A 14,523-nucleotide genomic window follows, 5' to 3' on the forward strand; every position below is an offset into this window, starting at 1 on the left:
ATGCGATGAAGGAGAGCGGCGCCTAAGCGCCGGCTTCTTCCGAATCGTCGTAGCCGAGAGCGGCGCGGAAGCCCTCCCGCGCGCCGTGCGGCATGATGTAGATGCCGTCCCAGCCGCAGACTTCCTCGCACAGCTTGCAGCCCACGCAGGTCTTCTCGTTGACCTCGACCAGCCCCAGATAGGCCGCCGCGTTGTCGGGCGACGGGGTGATCGAATCGAACGGGCAGACGTCGATACAGACGCCGCAGCCGTTGCAGTTGTCCGGGTGGACGACCGCGAGCGGTCGCTCGGCCTTCTTCAGCACCGAGGTCATGTTCCCGTACGTGTCGAGGATCGCCTCGTCCGGACAGATGACTCCACAAGCGCCACAATCGATGCACATCGTGGACTCGATGAAGTAGGCCTTCTTGGGATCCCCCGAGATGGCCCGAGTCGGACAGCGCTGCTCGCAAGCACTGCAGCCGGTGCAGTTCTCCGCAATGATGAAGAAAGGCATGAGGGCGTTATTCCATCATGTCGCGAAGAATCTCGTCTTCGCGTCCCTGCCGAATGAACTCATCGTTCCGGCGCGCCTCGCGGAAGCCGAGGTACGTGAACCAGAACAGCAGAAACAGCATCCCGATGATTGGGATGTTGTCCGGCAGGAACATGATGAAGAGGAACGCCTCCAGGGCGGTCGCATCATGGGCGAGGTGCATGATTTTTGGCTACCAATGGCGAAAAGCAGAGTCAATCCAGGGCTTCTCGCGGATCGGCCGATTCTTGGTCTTCAGAGGCCCCCACACCCATCGCTCCGACGATGCCGGAGAGCTGCTGGATTTGATCCCGAGCGGCGACGAGCTGCTCCAGGAGAGCGGATACGCGAGCCTGGGCCGCGTCGAGCTCGTCCCTGGAGATTGCGGCGGCGGCGCTCCGGACCTGCTCGTATCGCTGTACGAGTTCCGCGACACCGGCAAACCCGTTGTCCCCCAACCGACGGAGGAACTCCCCGTGCGAGCGAAGAACTTCGTCGGTCTCCTGCCTCAACTCCTCATTCAACATAGCAGGGTTCATACCGCGCGGTCTGTGCGGGCGGAAGAGAGAATCAAGCCACGCGGCGCGTTCGAGACGCATCCTGCTCGCTGTCGGCTATGGCGGCACGTGCAACATCGACGATCTGCGGTGCGAGACGATCCCAACGGTGGTGCTCGCGCAGCACCTGGAGCGCCGCTCGGCCACGGCGAGCGCAGTCGCGAGGAGCGCCGAGTGCGGAGACTAATGCCGACGCGAGAGCTTTGGGCGTGTCGCCATCGACGACCCAACCCGTCTCGCCCGGACGAACTCCTTTGGCCGATGCAGCAAGCGCGAGCGTCGGCGTTCCGCTCGCCATGTAGTTCAGAGTCTTGATCGGGAAGCCGGACCACGACGCGCGCGGCGACACGGCGACCATTGACGAGCCGAGTTCTTGGGCAACCTCGTCGAGCGAAGTCACGACCCGCACACGAACCCGTTCGCCGAGATGCGCTCGCCTAAGCCGCCGAGCCGCACCGCCACGCTGCACGTGCGTCACGAGGACCAGCTCGCTCGAAGGATCCCGCGCCTCGACGAGCCTCCACGCCGACAACAGCAGCTCCAGATTCTGGTAGCCATCGAGATTGCCCGTGAAGATCGCGCGGCGTTTCCTTAGCTTCGCCCGGTGCGCGTCGAACGGCGTCGGGTCGAGCCCCGGCGGGATGACCGAGATCCGGTGCGACTCCACGCCGAGTGCCCCCAAGTGCGCCGAAACATCGTCGCTAAGGGTCACCACGCGGTCTGCGAGACGCGGAAACGTGCGATCGCACCACGCTCCGAATCGTCCAGCCGCTCCCCGAAGCGTGCGCGGTGCATACGTCGGAAGCTCGTCCGCGAAGACGTTGTGGCTGTGGTAGACGACCGGCACACCGCGCAGTGCACGAACCGCAAGAGACGTGACGAGCCCCTCGTAGTTGTGCGCATGCAGGACCTGCAGCCCTTCGCGCGCGACCGTCGACGCGAGCCGCGCGGTGAGCGTGGCATCCACGAGGGGCCGAAGCAGACCGGTCAGGCCGCCCGCGCGGGCACGGGGAACGGCGGGCTCGACGGCGTGCGTGTGGTACGGACGCTCGCGCGCACGGGGGTCGAGTGGTGCGATGAGGTGCGTATCGACGCCCTCCTCAGCGAGAGACTCTGCCATCTCCTGGATCAGGACCTGGGAGCCGCGCGGCGCCGGAAAGGCGCATGCGGCAACGAGACCTACGCGGAGATCCTCTTCGGCTCGTACTGGATTCCTATTCACGACTTGGCCGCGACGCCCTAGGCGGCGTCGCCCCCGGGTCATCGCATCCAGGAGCCCGTTGCGCCAGACTTCGTCTGCCCGGGACCGAGCGAGCGCCCTGGCAACTCCGCCGCAACCGGAACGCCGAGCTCGCCCAGGACCGTCGGCGCCAGGTCCAGAACCGAAACGGGGCCGGCTGCGAGCGGCACGCTCGAGAGCAGCAAGCCGCGCTCCGGTGCCGCGCCCAAGCCCCGGTGCCCGCCGCGCCCCCCCAAGGCGCTCGAGGCGATCACCTCGCCCGCTGCGCCTCCCTCGGCGTCGTCGGGCGCCCCGCCGAAGCCGGCTGCAAACGACACGACGAGTTCGGCTGCATTTCCATCGAACGGCCCCAGCGGCTCCGGACCTCTGCGCAGGATCTCCTCCACCACCGGTGATGCCGTGGCCCCGTATCGGAGCGTCCGGAGACCGGCCGAGATCTCTTCGAGCAACACCTGCGCCTCGAGGCCGGGCGCGACGATGCCATCGCGCTCTCGCCCCGCGAGGTTCAGGTAGACCTGTCCCGAGCCGATCGCGTATGCGCGGGTTCGCCCCCAGTCGACGTTCTCGAGGCCACCTCCGGTCCCGGTTCTCGTCTGGAAACCCTCTCGCTCGAGCCAGGCGTTGAGGCTGACGGCCCGACTGAAGCGGTCGGATCCGTGGGTGGACACGACGAACAAGATTGTGTCTGCCGGCAGGTGACGCCGGACATCCCCGATGATCCGATCCACGGCGCGGTACGCGTGCTCGACGAGGCCATCGGCCTCGTCGTTCCCGAACAGCCGCAACACGTCACCCGTCTCCGTGAAAACCGAAACGACGAGCTCCGCATCCCGTTGGTCGATCTCGTGCAGAGTCGCGCGACGCGCCCAGTCGAGCGCGAGCCCGGCGTGGCCGACGAACCCGGCCTCATCCACGACCTCTGCCTCGTACGCCGAAGCGGAGCGCGCAGCGCCCAGCGGCTCGAACAGACCCACCTGCATCGCGAGCTGCGATGCGAACTCCGGGGGCGCCGAGATAGGCCGCTCCGGATGCCGCGGGTCCACGGCCGGCGAGGAGACGTAGATTCGGACTTCCGGCTCGATCGACCGGACATACACGCGAATCGTCGCCGCCACAGAATGGAACGGGCTCACGTCGAAAACGATGCCCTGAAGCTCGCTCCACTTGCCCTCTTCCAAGAAGATCTCGCGCTCGCCGATGCTGATGCGGACCTTCGGACCGTTGCGAGCAAACGAGATCGGAACCGGCGGCGCCGACCACCCGTCGACTTCGATTCCCGAGATCTCACCGCTGTCCGCGCCCGACGTCGACCTGAGTTCCACGAAGCCGCCGCCCGGAGCCACGTCAAACACGCCCACGCCACAAAGCGACCGGCCGTGCTCCAGACTACGTGGCGGGAAGGCGTACGGCACCCGGAGTACGACGGTCCTCACACCGGCCTCATCCGCGCGTTCCCAGAACGTCGCGCCTTTTGCCCCAGACGTGGCTGTGGGCCCGTACAGCGGGAATCCCAGCACCATCTCTGGGCCGCCGAGCGACTGGACTGCGTCGAGAACCTCGTAGGTCGCCGGGTCCCGCCGCATCCGCCCGAACACGCCGTGCTCCGCGGGCGTGAGCCCCGTCGAGAACGACGTCCACGCGACCGGCGCGGCGACCGGCAATGTCGTCTCCAGCGGACGGTAGTCGCCGTCCTCGATCAGAGCGTCGATGTTCGGAAGCTTCCCGTCCGCACGCAACGCATCCAGGCGCTCGGGATCGAGGCCGTCGAAGCCGAGCACCACGACGCGCGGGTTCCCCACAACGCCGGCGCCACGGCGCTGACAGGCCGACACACCCATGAGAACGGCGAGGCCGGACGCAACGAGGGCGCAGAGCCCGAAGCCCTGCGCCCTCGTCCTACGCATCTTTTCTTCCGCTTCCTGCTCGCTGCGTCCTTAGGTCGAGACGCCGCAAGAGCCGGAAAACGTGCGGATCAGGCGTTTGCCGCGAACCAGTCGACGGTGAGCTTCATTCCGTCTTCGAAGTTGACGAGCGGCTCGTACTTGAGGAGTTCTCGCGCCTTCGAAATGTCGGCCAACGTGTGCTTCACGTCGCCGGCACGATCCGGCTCGTGGTTGCGCTTCACCGGCTTACCGAGACCCTTCTCGACTTGGGTGAGCACGTCGAGCAAGGAATAGCGCTCGTTACACGCGATGTTAAACGGCTCGCCCGCCACACCCGGCGCTTTTGCAGCCAGGAGGTTCGCCGACACGACGTTGTCGATGAACGTGAAGTCGCGCGACTGCTCGCCGTCCCCGTGCACCTCGGCCGCTTCGTCGGCCAGTGCGGCGCAGATGAAGCGTGGGATAACCGCGGCGTACTTTGATTCCGGGTCCTGACGGGGCCCGAACACATTGAAGTACCGCATCGACACCGTCTCGAGATCGTAGAGGTTCGAGTAGATCCTGCAGTAGTACTCGCCCATGATCTTCGAAGCCGCGTACGGGGAGATCGGCTGCGGGGTCTGCGTCTCGACCTTCGGCAGCGTCGGATCGGCGCCGTAGACCGACGAAGACGACGCGTAGACCACACGCTGCACGCCGGCCTTCTTCGAGGCGATCAACAGGTTCAGGATGCCGGTCACGTTCACGTCGTTGTTCGCCCGCGGATCATCGATCGACCGAGGCACCGAACGCAGCGCAGCCTGCTGGTAAACGTACTGACAGCCCTGCACCGCACGCTCGAGCGCGTCGGGGTCCCGGAGATCCCCTTCGATGACCTCGACGTCGTCCTTGAACGCCGCGAGGTTGCTCTGCTTGCCAGTAGAGAAGTCGTCGAGGATGCGCACCTTCTCGCCGTTTGCGAGAAGCTGCGCGGCAATGTGCGAACCGATAAAGCCGGCGCCGCCCGTCACTAGGTTCATGAAGCTTGGTCTCCTTGGATCAGAAAAGGGTGTAGACGAAGGGCGAAGACGCCGTGGATCGTCCAAAATAGAGCAACAGAGCGGTGATGAGCAGGACACTCACAGCCGGAGTTATCCACCAAATCTTATACCTCCAGAGGAACTGAAGTAGCCCCTCCTCATGCTCATCGTCGACTTCTCCGGCCATACCAACTCCCCGCAAATGCTGAACGCCAGCACCACACCTTAGGCGTTCGACTCGATCAGGTCGAGGTCGCGGGTGGGCTCACGTTGAAGATCGGTTGATCGGCCTTGTTTCCGCGGTTCCGGAATTCCTCGCGTTTCATGCCGTAGGATTTCATCTTGCGATGAAGCGTCGCAGCGTCGACCAGAGCGTGCTTGGCGCTATGGCTGATGCCCCCTCGGTACTTCCGCAGGATGTGCCCGAGGTAGTCCTTCTCTGCGCGACGCAAAAACTCCTTTAGGGGCACCTCGTAGTCGAACGAGCGACGCTGGGAACCTTCGTTCGTGGCCCGGATCGGTCCGCCCCCCGGGATGTCGATGTCGCGGATCATCGGACCGCTGGTCTTCAGGATGGCGCGTTCCAAGAGGTTCCCGAGCTCGCGCACGTTGCCCGGCCAGCCGTATCCCATGAGGCTCGACAGAGCCTTGTTTGAGACGCGGTTGATGTTCTTCTCTTTGGCCAGCTGCGAGTTGCGCAGGAACTCGGCCACGAGCAGCGGGACATCCTCGATGCGCTCCCGAAGTGGCGGAATTCGAATCGGGACGACGTTCACGCGGTAGTAGAAATCCTCGCGCATCTGACCGCTGGCGACGAGCGCTTCGAGGTCGACGTTCGTCGCCGCGATCACACGCATGTTGACCTTCACTCGGCGGTTGCCGCCGAGGCGCTCGATCTCACGTTCCTCGAGGACCCGCAGCAACTTCAGCTGCATGTTGAGAGAGATCGACTCGATTTCGTCGAGGAACAACGTTCCGCCCGACGAGAGCTCAATCTTCCCTACTCGATCGTGAACGGCGCCGGTGAACGCACCGCGCTGGTACCCGAACAGCTCACTCTCGAGCAGCGTATCGGGGAACGCCGCGCAGTTGATTGGAACAAACTTGCCCGCCTTACGTTTCCCCTGGAAGTGGACCGCGCGAGCGCACAACTCTTTGCCCGTCCCGGACTCGCCGGTGAGGAGCGTCGTCGCATCGCTCGAAGCGAGCACTGCGATCTGGGAAAAGATCTCGTGCATCCGCGGATTGCGCGAGACCATGTTCGCAAACGAGTACCGGTCTGCCAGCTGCCCGCGAAGGTAGTTGATTTCATCGAGAAGGCGCCGCTTCTCGAGCACCTTCTCCGTCGCGAGAAGGATCTCCTCGTTCTGAAAGGGCTTGGTTATGTAGTCCGAAGCGCCCTGCTTGATGGCTTCGACGGCCCCTTTGATGCTCGCGTACCCGGTGATCATGATCACGTCGAGATCGGGCCAGCGACTTCGAACTTCACGCGTCAGACTTAGCCCGTCGGTACCGGGGATCTTCAGATCTACGAGCGCGAGCGAGTAGTCCTGCTGCGAGAGAAAGTCGAAGGCATCCGAAGCAGTCGTGGCGCTATCCACCACGTAGTTCTGCGCCCGAAAGAGCTCTTCGAGTTGTCGACAGATGAACGCATCATCGTCGATGATCAGAATTCGCGTCTCCATGCTCCTCCGGTCCTACTTCCCGAGCGCCAGGCGCACGACGCACCCACCGATTTCGTCTTGTTGACGCGAGGACGTCCGAAGCGCGCCCCCCTGCATGACGATCAACTTCCGTGCGATCGCCCATTCCATGACAGCAATCTCGAGCGGTGCTTCGCCGCCCGTCGCGTCGAGCAAGAACTCGACCGAGTCCGCATCGTCGCAGAGCGCGAGCGTGCACGAGAAGCTCTCGCGGTTGGCTCCACCCATGAGATTCGCAACGAGTCGCAACGCCAGCGAAAACCGCTGCGGGTCGAGCGAGACCATCGTGCCGGCCGCGGATTCGTCCACCGTCACGGTGACTTCCCGCTCGGGCAGCTCCGTTTGCAGGAGCGACTCACTGGCTGCGGCCACGTCCGGCGCCGACATTGTCATCGGCGACGCCTTGTCCGCCTCGAAGTAGCGCAACCCGAGTTCCAGGAATTCCTGGAACCGCTGCAGGACGCCGCTCATCTCTTCGGCCTGTTTGGCGCGGGCGGAGGCGTCCTCCTCCGAGCCGATTCGATCGACCCAGTAGAAGAGCTTGTGGAAGTGGTTCCCGGCGGAATGGCGGAGATCACGCACGACGTCCTCTTCGACGTGCATCATCTGGCCTGCCCCGGAACCACCTTCGTCTGCGTCGCGGGGCGCCTCGGGCGCCTCCACGGCAGATCGTGCCATCGCTTCCCGCATCGAACTCGCTCTACCCCCCGCTGCCGCCCAATCCTCGGCGACTCATCCATGTGTCGGCTGCCCGAGCCAGCGCCATTAGCGCCATCGTGGCTCTTTCGCACGATTTGGGGGTGAGGAGTTGCAGGAAACAACGGCAGTGCGCCGCCCCCCGACGACGACCGAAGCCGCCGAAGTACTTGATCTACTTACGTTTTATACCTGAACCAGGCCTGGACCACCGGTCGTTCGTCGCTTCCCGCGTCAGACGACCCCTCCCGGCGCGGACCCTCACATTCTCGCAAACGTGCCAGCCGGGATCCGGCGATCCTGCCAGAGTTCTACCCGATGAGTCCAGCCATCCACAGCAGCACGTGCGTTCCGACGATCACCGTGGCGATCCCGATGAATAGCAGCGCGGGCGGTCGTTCTCGTCGCACCCCACGCCGACGCGGCGGGGGCTGGAACTCGATTCTCACGGCCATACCTGTGGATACGGAGAAACGGCCCAAGCTGTCAACACACCTTCTGGATCCCGCTTCCTTGCCCTTTTGCAAGCGCCGTGGCGCCTTGCGCGGATGGCATGGCCTTGCAAACCCACGAGATCCGAAAAGACGAGGCGCCACCTATTTCCCACGCCCGGCGAGCCCACGGGCTCGCCCCTTTACACCCGGGGCAGCCGGTCCTTAGACTCCCCGACCAGTCCGTCCACAGGGAGATCCAGAAATGTCAGCGAAGAAGCCGGGAAACGTGAACAGCCGATTGGTCACCGAGGGCGATAGTCGCGCCCCCAACCGGGCCATGCTCCGGGCGGTCGGGTTCGGCGACGACGATTTCACAAAGCCCATCATAGGGATCTCAAACAGCCACAGCACCATCACGCCCTGCAACGCCGGGATCCAGGTCCTCGCGGACCGGGCGGCCGGCGGGATCTCCGCCGCCGGCGGCATGCCCCAGGTCTTCGGCACCATCACGATCAGCGACGGCATCTCCATGGGGACCGAGGGCATGAAGTGTTCCCTCGTCAGCCGCGAAGTAATCGCCGACTCGATCGAGACGGTGTGCCGCGGCCAGAGCCATGACGGCATCCTCGCAATCGGTGGCTGCGACAAGAACATGCCCGGCGCCATGATGGGCATCGCTCGGCTGAACATCCCCGGCATCTTCGTGTACGGCGGCACGATCAAGCCCGGCCACTACGGCGGTCAGGATCTTACGATCGTAAGCGTCTTCGAAGCGGTCGGTGCGCACAACGAAGGCAACATGTCAGGCGAGGACTTCTCGGAGATCGAACGCCGTGCCTGCCCCAGCGTCGGCTCCTGCGGCGGCATGTTCACCGCAAACACGATGTCGTCGGCGATCGAAGCCATGGGGATGAGCCTCCCGATGACATCGACGATGGCCGCGCCCGACGGGGAGAAGGCCGACAGCACTGAGGCCGCCGGCAAGCGCCTCGTCGGCCTCGTCGCGGACCAGCTTCTGCCCCGCGACATCATGACGCGCGCCGCCTTCGAGAACGCGATCGCCGTCACGATGGCGCTCGGCGGGTCGACGAATGCGGTCCTCCACCTGCTCGCGATCGCGCACGCCGCTCAGGTCGAACTCGAGCTCGACGACTTCGAGAAGATCCGTCGCGAGGTGCCCGTCTTGTGCGACCTGAAGCCGAGCGGCCAGTACGTCGCCACGGACCTGCGCCGCGTCGGCGGCGTCCCCCTCGTAATGAAGATACTTCTGCGGGCCGGACTCTTGAACGGCGCGTGCCGCACCGTCACCGGCAATACGATCGAAGAGAACCTCGCCGAGATCCCCGACACGCCTCCGAGCGACCAAGAGGTCGTGCGCCCATTCGACAAGCCCGTGTACGCCAAGGGACACCTCGCCGTGCTCCGCGGCAACCTCGCCCCCGAGGGCTCCGTTGCGAAGATCTCCGGGCTCGCCTCTTCGACAATCACGGGACCCGCACGCGTGTTCGAATCCGAAGAGAGCTGCCTCGAGGCCATCCTCGCCGACAAGATCAAGGCGGGGGACGTTCTCGTGATCCGTTACGAGGGACCGTGTGGCGGCCCCGGGATGCGCGAAATGCTCGCGCCGACCTCGGCGATCATCGGGAAGGGGCTCGGAGACTCGGTCGGCATGGTCACCGACGGCCGCTTCTCCGGCGGCACCTACGGAATGGTCGTGGGCCACGTCGCTCCCGAAGCTCAGCTCGGAGGACCGCTCGCCCTGGTGCACGAGGGCGACTCGATCACCATCGACGCCGACCAGAACCTGCTACAGTTCGACGTGGACGATGCCGAGCTCGAGAAGCGTCGCGCAGGGTGGAAGGCACCGGAGCCTCGCTACACGCGGGGCGTCCTCTGGAAGTATGCGCGGCTGGTGTCGAGCAGCTCGCTCGGCGCCGTGACCGACGGACTCTGAGCCGGCTTGCTCGGGGGGACTCCCACCATTCTGCAAGTCTGAGGCGGTTCCGGGAGCTTCTCCTGAGTTCGGCCGGGCGCGGGAGCCCGCGTCGAGGCGTCGACCAAGCGCTCTCAGTGATAGAGGGCCGGCTTACTCCGGCGCCGGTTTGCGAACGAGCTGGACGACGTTGTCGCCTCGCTTGCCGGCGCGCTTCTTCGGGGCGGGAGCCTTCGGCTTCTCTTGCGGCTCAGGCTCGTCACTCGCGTCGGGGCGCTGCAGGTGGACCTCACCCGGGTCGGGGAGGCGCTCGATCTGAACGGGCCGTCCACCCATGCTGAACGACGTGCCGTCGATCTGCTCGCGCTCGAGAATCCAGGTGACCGGCTGCAGGGGCTGAGCGAGGAACAGCAGGTCGCACTCGTGCCAGCCCGGCCGCGCGTGTCCGCGAATGGCCTCCACGCGGGCGTAGCCGGCCGGCTTCCCATCGAGATGCACCAGGACGACGTCTCCCGGCCCGTTGTAGACTTTCTCGTCGGCCATCGCGGTTGTTTAGCCGAGGGAGCCTAAGCCTGCGAATTTGCGGCGGCGGGCACGCGCAGAATCGCCCGCACCTCGTCGTGGAGCGCGGCGCTCGTTCCGATCCCGGAGCCGGCATCGATCCCGGCCTCGCCGTTCCAGCCCACGAAACGCCCGCCCGCGGCCTCGAGGATCGGCAGAACGGCGGCGATGTCCCACGGGTTCAGGAGCGGATCCAGCATGATCTGCGCGCGCCCCGAGACGACGAGCGCATAGCCGTAGCAATCGCCCCAGCCACGATAGCGCCCGACCCGATGTACCAGACGGTCGAAGTCGGCGTGCCGTTGGCCGAACTGCTCGTGCTTGATGTCGCTGGAAAGGAGCGTCGCGTTTGCCAGCGGCGTCTCGTCGTCGACCCGGACGACCGAGCCATTGCGATAGGCGGGCCCACCGGCAGCCGCCGAGTACGTTTCCGAGAGGGGCGGGAAACACATCACGCCCGCCACGCAGCGCCCTTCATCCTCCAGGCCGAGCAGAACACCATACAGCGGCACACCGCGGACGAAGGACTGGGTTCCGTCGATCGGGTCGATGATCCACCGGCGACCGCTCTTGCCGGCCTTCTCGCCGAACTCTTCGCCGAGTTGGCCATCCTCGGGGAACGCCTCGTCGAGGCGTTTGCGGATCAGCTGCTCGGCGCCGCGATCGGCGATCGTGACGGGGCTTTCGTCGGCCTTCAGCTCCACCTCGAGCGCGGTACCGAAGTGTTCGAGGGTAAGACGGCCGGCACTCTCGGCGATCTCGATGGCGGCTTCCAATTCGCGCTCGTATCCGGACATGACGGGAATCAATCATAGCAGCCGTCGATGAACCATTGGTCCCCGGCCGAAGCGCGATTTCCCAGGTCCCGATAGAGCCGGTAGATGCCGCCATCGGAAAGCTGCACGTCGTAGTAATCCCGCCGACACGGACGCTCACTCCACCATTCGGTCTCGATCCGCCAGGGCCCTCCGGAGACGACCGCCCGTCCCCCCAATCCTGGAGCGCGAACGTAGGCGATGCTCCCCCCCTCTTGAAAGACCTGCGCACGACGAGGGGGACGCAGGGCACGCAGCGCGGACCGACCACTGCGCGGCAACTCCGGCTCCAAATCTTCGGGCGGCCGGCCTCGCTCTTCCGCGACCGGATCGAACGAGGTCACGGTGAACGCCTCCGGACAATGGCCCCGGGGCGGTACCGGGCGGCCGACCTTCTCTGAGCCGCAGAGAGCGGCGAGGCGTACGAGCGTGGTGGCGAGGCGTTCCGGTGACGGTCCCGTCGGACGGAAGAGATCGAGCTGCGTCGGTCGGGCACGATCGGCGATGGCGACTGCACGCACGCCTACGATGGCCTCGCGCGGAGGCTCGGCCTCGATCGCATGGCGCGTGAGGATCGCCAACGCCTTCACGTCGGCCGTCGGTGCGAGGACGCCGACACGACGCTCTGCGTGTCCTCCGTCCGCGAGGTCGAGCCCAACGCGAAGGCCACTGCAGGAGAGGCCGTGGATCGCCAGGCGATGGATCAGGCGATCGATCAATCCACGCATCAAGAATAAAAGTGCCTCGAGAGACTCCACGGAATACTCGAGGCTCATCCCTTCGGTGAACTCCAACGCCGGTGGTTCAGGAAGAAGCGGCATCGATTCCTTGCCGGCGGCAATGCGCCAGAGCCGCGTTCCCGCCTTTCCGAAACGACTCCCCACCTCTCCGCGCGGAAGGCGTGCCAGATCCCCCAGGCGCCGCAGTCCCAGCCTCCGGAAGCTCTCCTGCAACGCCGGCCAGGTCGCTCGTGCGCCGGCCCCGAACGTCTTCGGCTCGGCCACGGGCGTCAGCACCGAGAGAGGATGCGGCATGAGCCAGGCCGCGTCTTTCCCCACGGGAACGAGGTTCGCGTCACCGTCGCGCGCAGCGAGCCCCGCGGCGATGCGCGCGGTCGTCTTGCTGCCCGCCGTTCCGATTCCAACGGTGAGACCGAGACGTTCCGCTCTCGTCGAGAGCGCTGCTGCGATGCCGCCGTCGGAGGAGAAGAGCTTCTCGAGGCCTTCGATGTCGAGATAGACGGCGTTCCCCTCGGGCTCGACTCGGGGCGAGACGGACCCCGCGACATCGATCAGGGCCTCGCGCGCCGCTCCGATGGCACACTCGTCGAGCGGACGAACGACGAGATCCGACTGCCGGACGAGTGCCTGTGCCACGGTCATGCCCGGACGAACGCCGAGCCGCTCGGCCTCCCGCGAAACCCCGACCAGAACCGAACGCGGACCGGGGACGCGGCCATTCGCAGCGTTTTCGTCCGGGCGACAGATCACCAGGGGGCAACCGCGCAACTCGGGCTCGGCCCGCAGAAGCGCAGCCGTGGAGAACCGGGGAACGACGACGCAGGCAAAACGAGGCACGTGCCCCACGAGACGGCCCCGAGGGCCCTTCAGGCCAACCGAATGCGGGCCTGACGACTCCGCGAGTGGTTCGAATGTAGGGCCTCCGGACCACGGTTGCGCGTGACGTCGACCTGGGAAACGAGCCCCTCGAGAAGAGACGGCGCGCCCGGAGCCCCTTCCCAGACGGCCTCTCCGGACGAGAGCTCGAGCCGGACACCCGCGGCCGCTCCCGTGAGGCCTCCACTGCCGACCGGGGCATTCGAGCCGTGAGGGCCATGCGAGCCCGGGAGGACGACCAATGCCGTGCGCGATTGCTCCGCCGCGCGTGCGAGCCGCAGCCAGGTCTGAGGGGCCGTGAGCATGCGGCGGCCCTTCTGCGGGCCGGCTTGCCAACCGGAAGTTTTCCCGCCCGAAGTTTGCCCACCGGTGTGCCGTCGTGCAGTCGCACCACGCCGGCCCTGCGCACTCCGCTCGCCCTGCCCACCCGGTGCGCCTCGCCCCCCTCGAGCTCCCTGTCTCTCGCTCACGCCGTAGCCCCCGGCCGTGTCCAGCAGCACCAGGGCGAACCCACCGGTTGCGAGGAGAATCTCGGTGGCCGCGAAAGCCGCGACGAGATCGGGTGGACGCACCCAGAGGAGCCGGTGCAACGCGATTCCGGCCGCGCTCGCGCTCGCCGGATCGAACGTGTCGGCGACGTCGACCCAGGCGGCAAAGTTCGCCTCGGCGGTGACGCCCGCCAGAAGCCGCTGCGCCAGACTGGTGGCGCCGAAGGCACCTCGCCCGACCAACTCGGAGAGACGCCCGCGGGGAAGCCCGCCACCGAGGAGATCATCGACCTCCGGGTAGCCGGTGGGGAGGCGGCCTCCCTTGCCCTCCCACTCCGGGGCCACCGGCACGTGTCCGCGCCGGATGGTCCCCGGGAGCTGAGAGAGAAGATCTTCTACGCGAAGCTGAGAGGCGGCCTGCACCTCTCGATCTTCGCCCTTTATTCGCCCTCAGGTCAAGAGGGTCGAACTCAATCCTTCTTGATCACTCCACACGCCAGGATCTGGCGCTTCGCATCGTTGTTGCCCCGGTACATAACCACTGATTTTCCGGGCAGTTCGCTCAGGGTGATTCCTTCGGCCGTGACCGAAACGGTCGCATTGCCGTCCTGGAGAATGCCGATGTCGGGCAGCACGCCGGCCTGTGAATCCGTCGGCGTCATGTCCTTGCAGTCGCCGGTCGCTCGAATCCGGAGCCCGTGCTCGTACACAGCGTGCCCACCGGTCGTCGTCAGCGGCTGCTCGCTCTGGACGTTCGGGAGATTCCGGATCTGGATCAGGATATCGACGCCTTTGTCGTCTTTTCCTGCGGAGAACCGCAGATAACCGATGGGTCGGCTCGAGATCCGGCCACTCCCCGGATCGACGTGGTGCAGATCGGCCTCGGCCGTGTCCGCGGACGCCGCGGACGGCGCTAGCAGCATGGTTCCGGCCGCCAGGGCAGCCAACAAGATGAATCGGGTCGCGTTGATTAGTCGTCGCATTTCTAGAGCCCTCCTCTGCTCCAGCAATTCCTACATCAATTCGGGAGCTCACCCAACGGCTGGCCGAAGTTTGAGAACCGA

16 protein-coding genes are annotated in these 14,523 nt (G+C 65.7%); 1 reads left to right on the forward strand and 15 read right to left on the reverse strand.

Annotated features, from left to right (window positions below; genetic code table 11):
* Positions 1 to 22: 22 nt before the first annotated feature.
* The 10 genes from P8R42_15500 to P8R42_15545 form a co-directional block, all read right to left on the reverse strand.
* Positions 23 to 496: a 4Fe-4S binding protein gene (locus tag P8R42_15500; GenBank protein ID MDG2306021.1), complete on the reverse strand. Its 474-nt coding sequence runs from the start codon at positions 494 to 496 to the stop codon at positions 23 to 25.
* Positions 497 to 503: 7 nt separating this feature from the next.
* On the reverse strand, positions 504 to 698 hold the full coding sequence (locus P8R42_15505; protein ID MDG2306022.1) for a hypothetical protein: 195 nt from the start codon (positions 696 to 698) through the stop codon (positions 504 to 506).
* Between the two features lie 31 nt (positions 699 to 729).
* A complete protein-coding gene (locus P8R42_15510) occupies positions 730 to 1,041 on the reverse strand; it encodes a hypothetical protein (GenBank protein MDG2306023.1) in 312 nt (103 codons plus the stop codon).
* 43 nt (positions 1,042 to 1,084) lie between these two features.
* Complete coding sequence (locus P8R42_15515) at positions 1,085 to 2,335, reverse strand: glycosyltransferase family 4 protein (GenBank protein ID MDG2306024.1); 1,251 nt, start codon at positions 2,333 to 2,335, stop codon at positions 1,085 to 1,087.
* A complete protein-coding gene (locus P8R42_15520) occupies positions 2,332 to 4,215 on the reverse strand; it encodes an alkaline phosphatase family protein (protein MDG2306025.1) in 1,884 nt (627 codons plus the stop codon). The genes P8R42_15515 and P8R42_15520 overlap by 4 nt, the downstream gene beginning before the upstream one ends.
* 68 nt (positions 4,216 to 4,283) lie before the next feature.
* Complete coding sequence (locus tag P8R42_15525) at positions 4,284 to 5,213, reverse strand: SDR family oxidoreductase (GenBank protein ID MDG2306026.1); 930 nt, start codon at positions 5,211 to 5,213, stop codon at positions 4,284 to 4,286.
* A gap of 19 nt (positions 5,214 to 5,232) precedes the next feature.
* The gene (locus tag P8R42_15530; protein ID MDG2306027.1) at positions 5,233 to 5,400 is read right to left on the reverse strand and encodes a DUF5989 family protein; all 168 of its coding nucleotides are present in this window, start codon (positions 5,398 to 5,400) and stop codon (positions 5,233 to 5,235) included.
* A 55-nt stretch (positions 5,401 to 5,455) separates the two neighbouring features.
* Positions 5,456 to 6,898, reverse strand: a complete 1,443-nt coding sequence (locus tag P8R42_15535) for a sigma-54 dependent transcriptional regulator (protein ID MDG2306028.1) — start codon at positions 6,896 to 6,898, stop codon at positions 5,456 to 5,458.
* Positions 6,899 to 6,910: 12 nt separating this feature from the next.
* Entirely contained in the window at positions 6,911 to 7,594 is a 684-nt protein-coding gene (locus P8R42_15540; protein ID MDG2306029.1) for a hypothetical protein, read from the reverse strand.
* Between the two features lie 329 nt (positions 7,595 to 7,923).
* Positions 7,924 to 8,061: a hypothetical protein gene (locus tag P8R42_15545; GenBank protein ID MDG2306030.1), complete on the reverse strand. Its 138-nt coding sequence runs from the start codon at positions 8,059 to 8,061 to the stop codon at positions 7,924 to 7,926.
* Between the two features lie 247 nt (positions 8,062 to 8,308).
* On the opposite strand from P8R42_15545, the gene ilvD reads away from it, so the two are divergent.
* Positions 8,309 to 10,000 (forward strand): dihydroxy-acid dehydratase, encoded by a 1,692-nt coding sequence (ilvD, locus tag P8R42_15550; protein ID MDG2306031.1) that lies wholly within the window; start codon positions 8,309 to 8,311, stop codon positions 9,998 to 10,000.
* Positions 10,001 to 10,132: 132 nt separating this feature from the next.
* On the opposite strand, the gene P8R42_15555 is transcribed toward ilvD, so the two are convergent.
* Genes P8R42_15555 through P8R42_15575 form a run of 5 tightly spaced genes read right to left on the reverse strand, consistent with a single transcriptional unit; the run spans position 10,133 to position 14,442 of the window.
* Positions 10,133 to 10,522, reverse strand: coding sequence for a hypothetical protein (locus P8R42_15555; protein ID MDG2306032.1), 390 nt, complete (start codon positions 10,520 to 10,522; stop codon positions 10,133 to 10,135).
* 23 nt (positions 10,523 to 10,545) lie between these two features.
* Positions 10,546 to 11,337: an inositol monophosphatase family protein gene (locus P8R42_15560; protein ID MDG2306033.1), complete on the reverse strand. Its 792-nt coding sequence runs from the start codon at positions 11,335 to 11,337 to the stop codon at positions 10,546 to 10,548.
* A gap of 8 nt (positions 11,338 to 11,345) precedes the next feature.
* Complete coding sequence (locus P8R42_15565) at positions 11,346 to 12,932, reverse strand: DNA polymerase Y family protein (GenBank protein MDG2306034.1); 1,587 nt, start codon at positions 12,930 to 12,932, stop codon at positions 11,346 to 11,348.
* A gap of 29 nt (positions 12,933 to 12,961) precedes the next feature.
* Entirely contained in the window at positions 12,962 to 13,882 is a 921-nt protein-coding gene (locus tag P8R42_15570; GenBank protein ID MDG2306035.1) for a hypothetical protein, read from the reverse strand.
* A 47-nt stretch (positions 13,883 to 13,929) separates the two neighbouring features.
* Positions 13,930 to 14,442, reverse strand: a complete 513-nt coding sequence (locus P8R42_15575; protein MDG2306036.1) for a hypothetical protein — start codon at positions 14,440 to 14,442, stop codon at positions 13,930 to 13,932.
* Between the last annotated feature and the right edge of the window lie 81 nt (positions 14,443 to 14,523).

It is taken from the genome of Candidatus Binatia bacterium (assembly GCA_029243485.1).
Lineage (GTDB): Bacteria > Desulfobacterota > Binatia > UBA12015 > UBA12015 > VGTG01.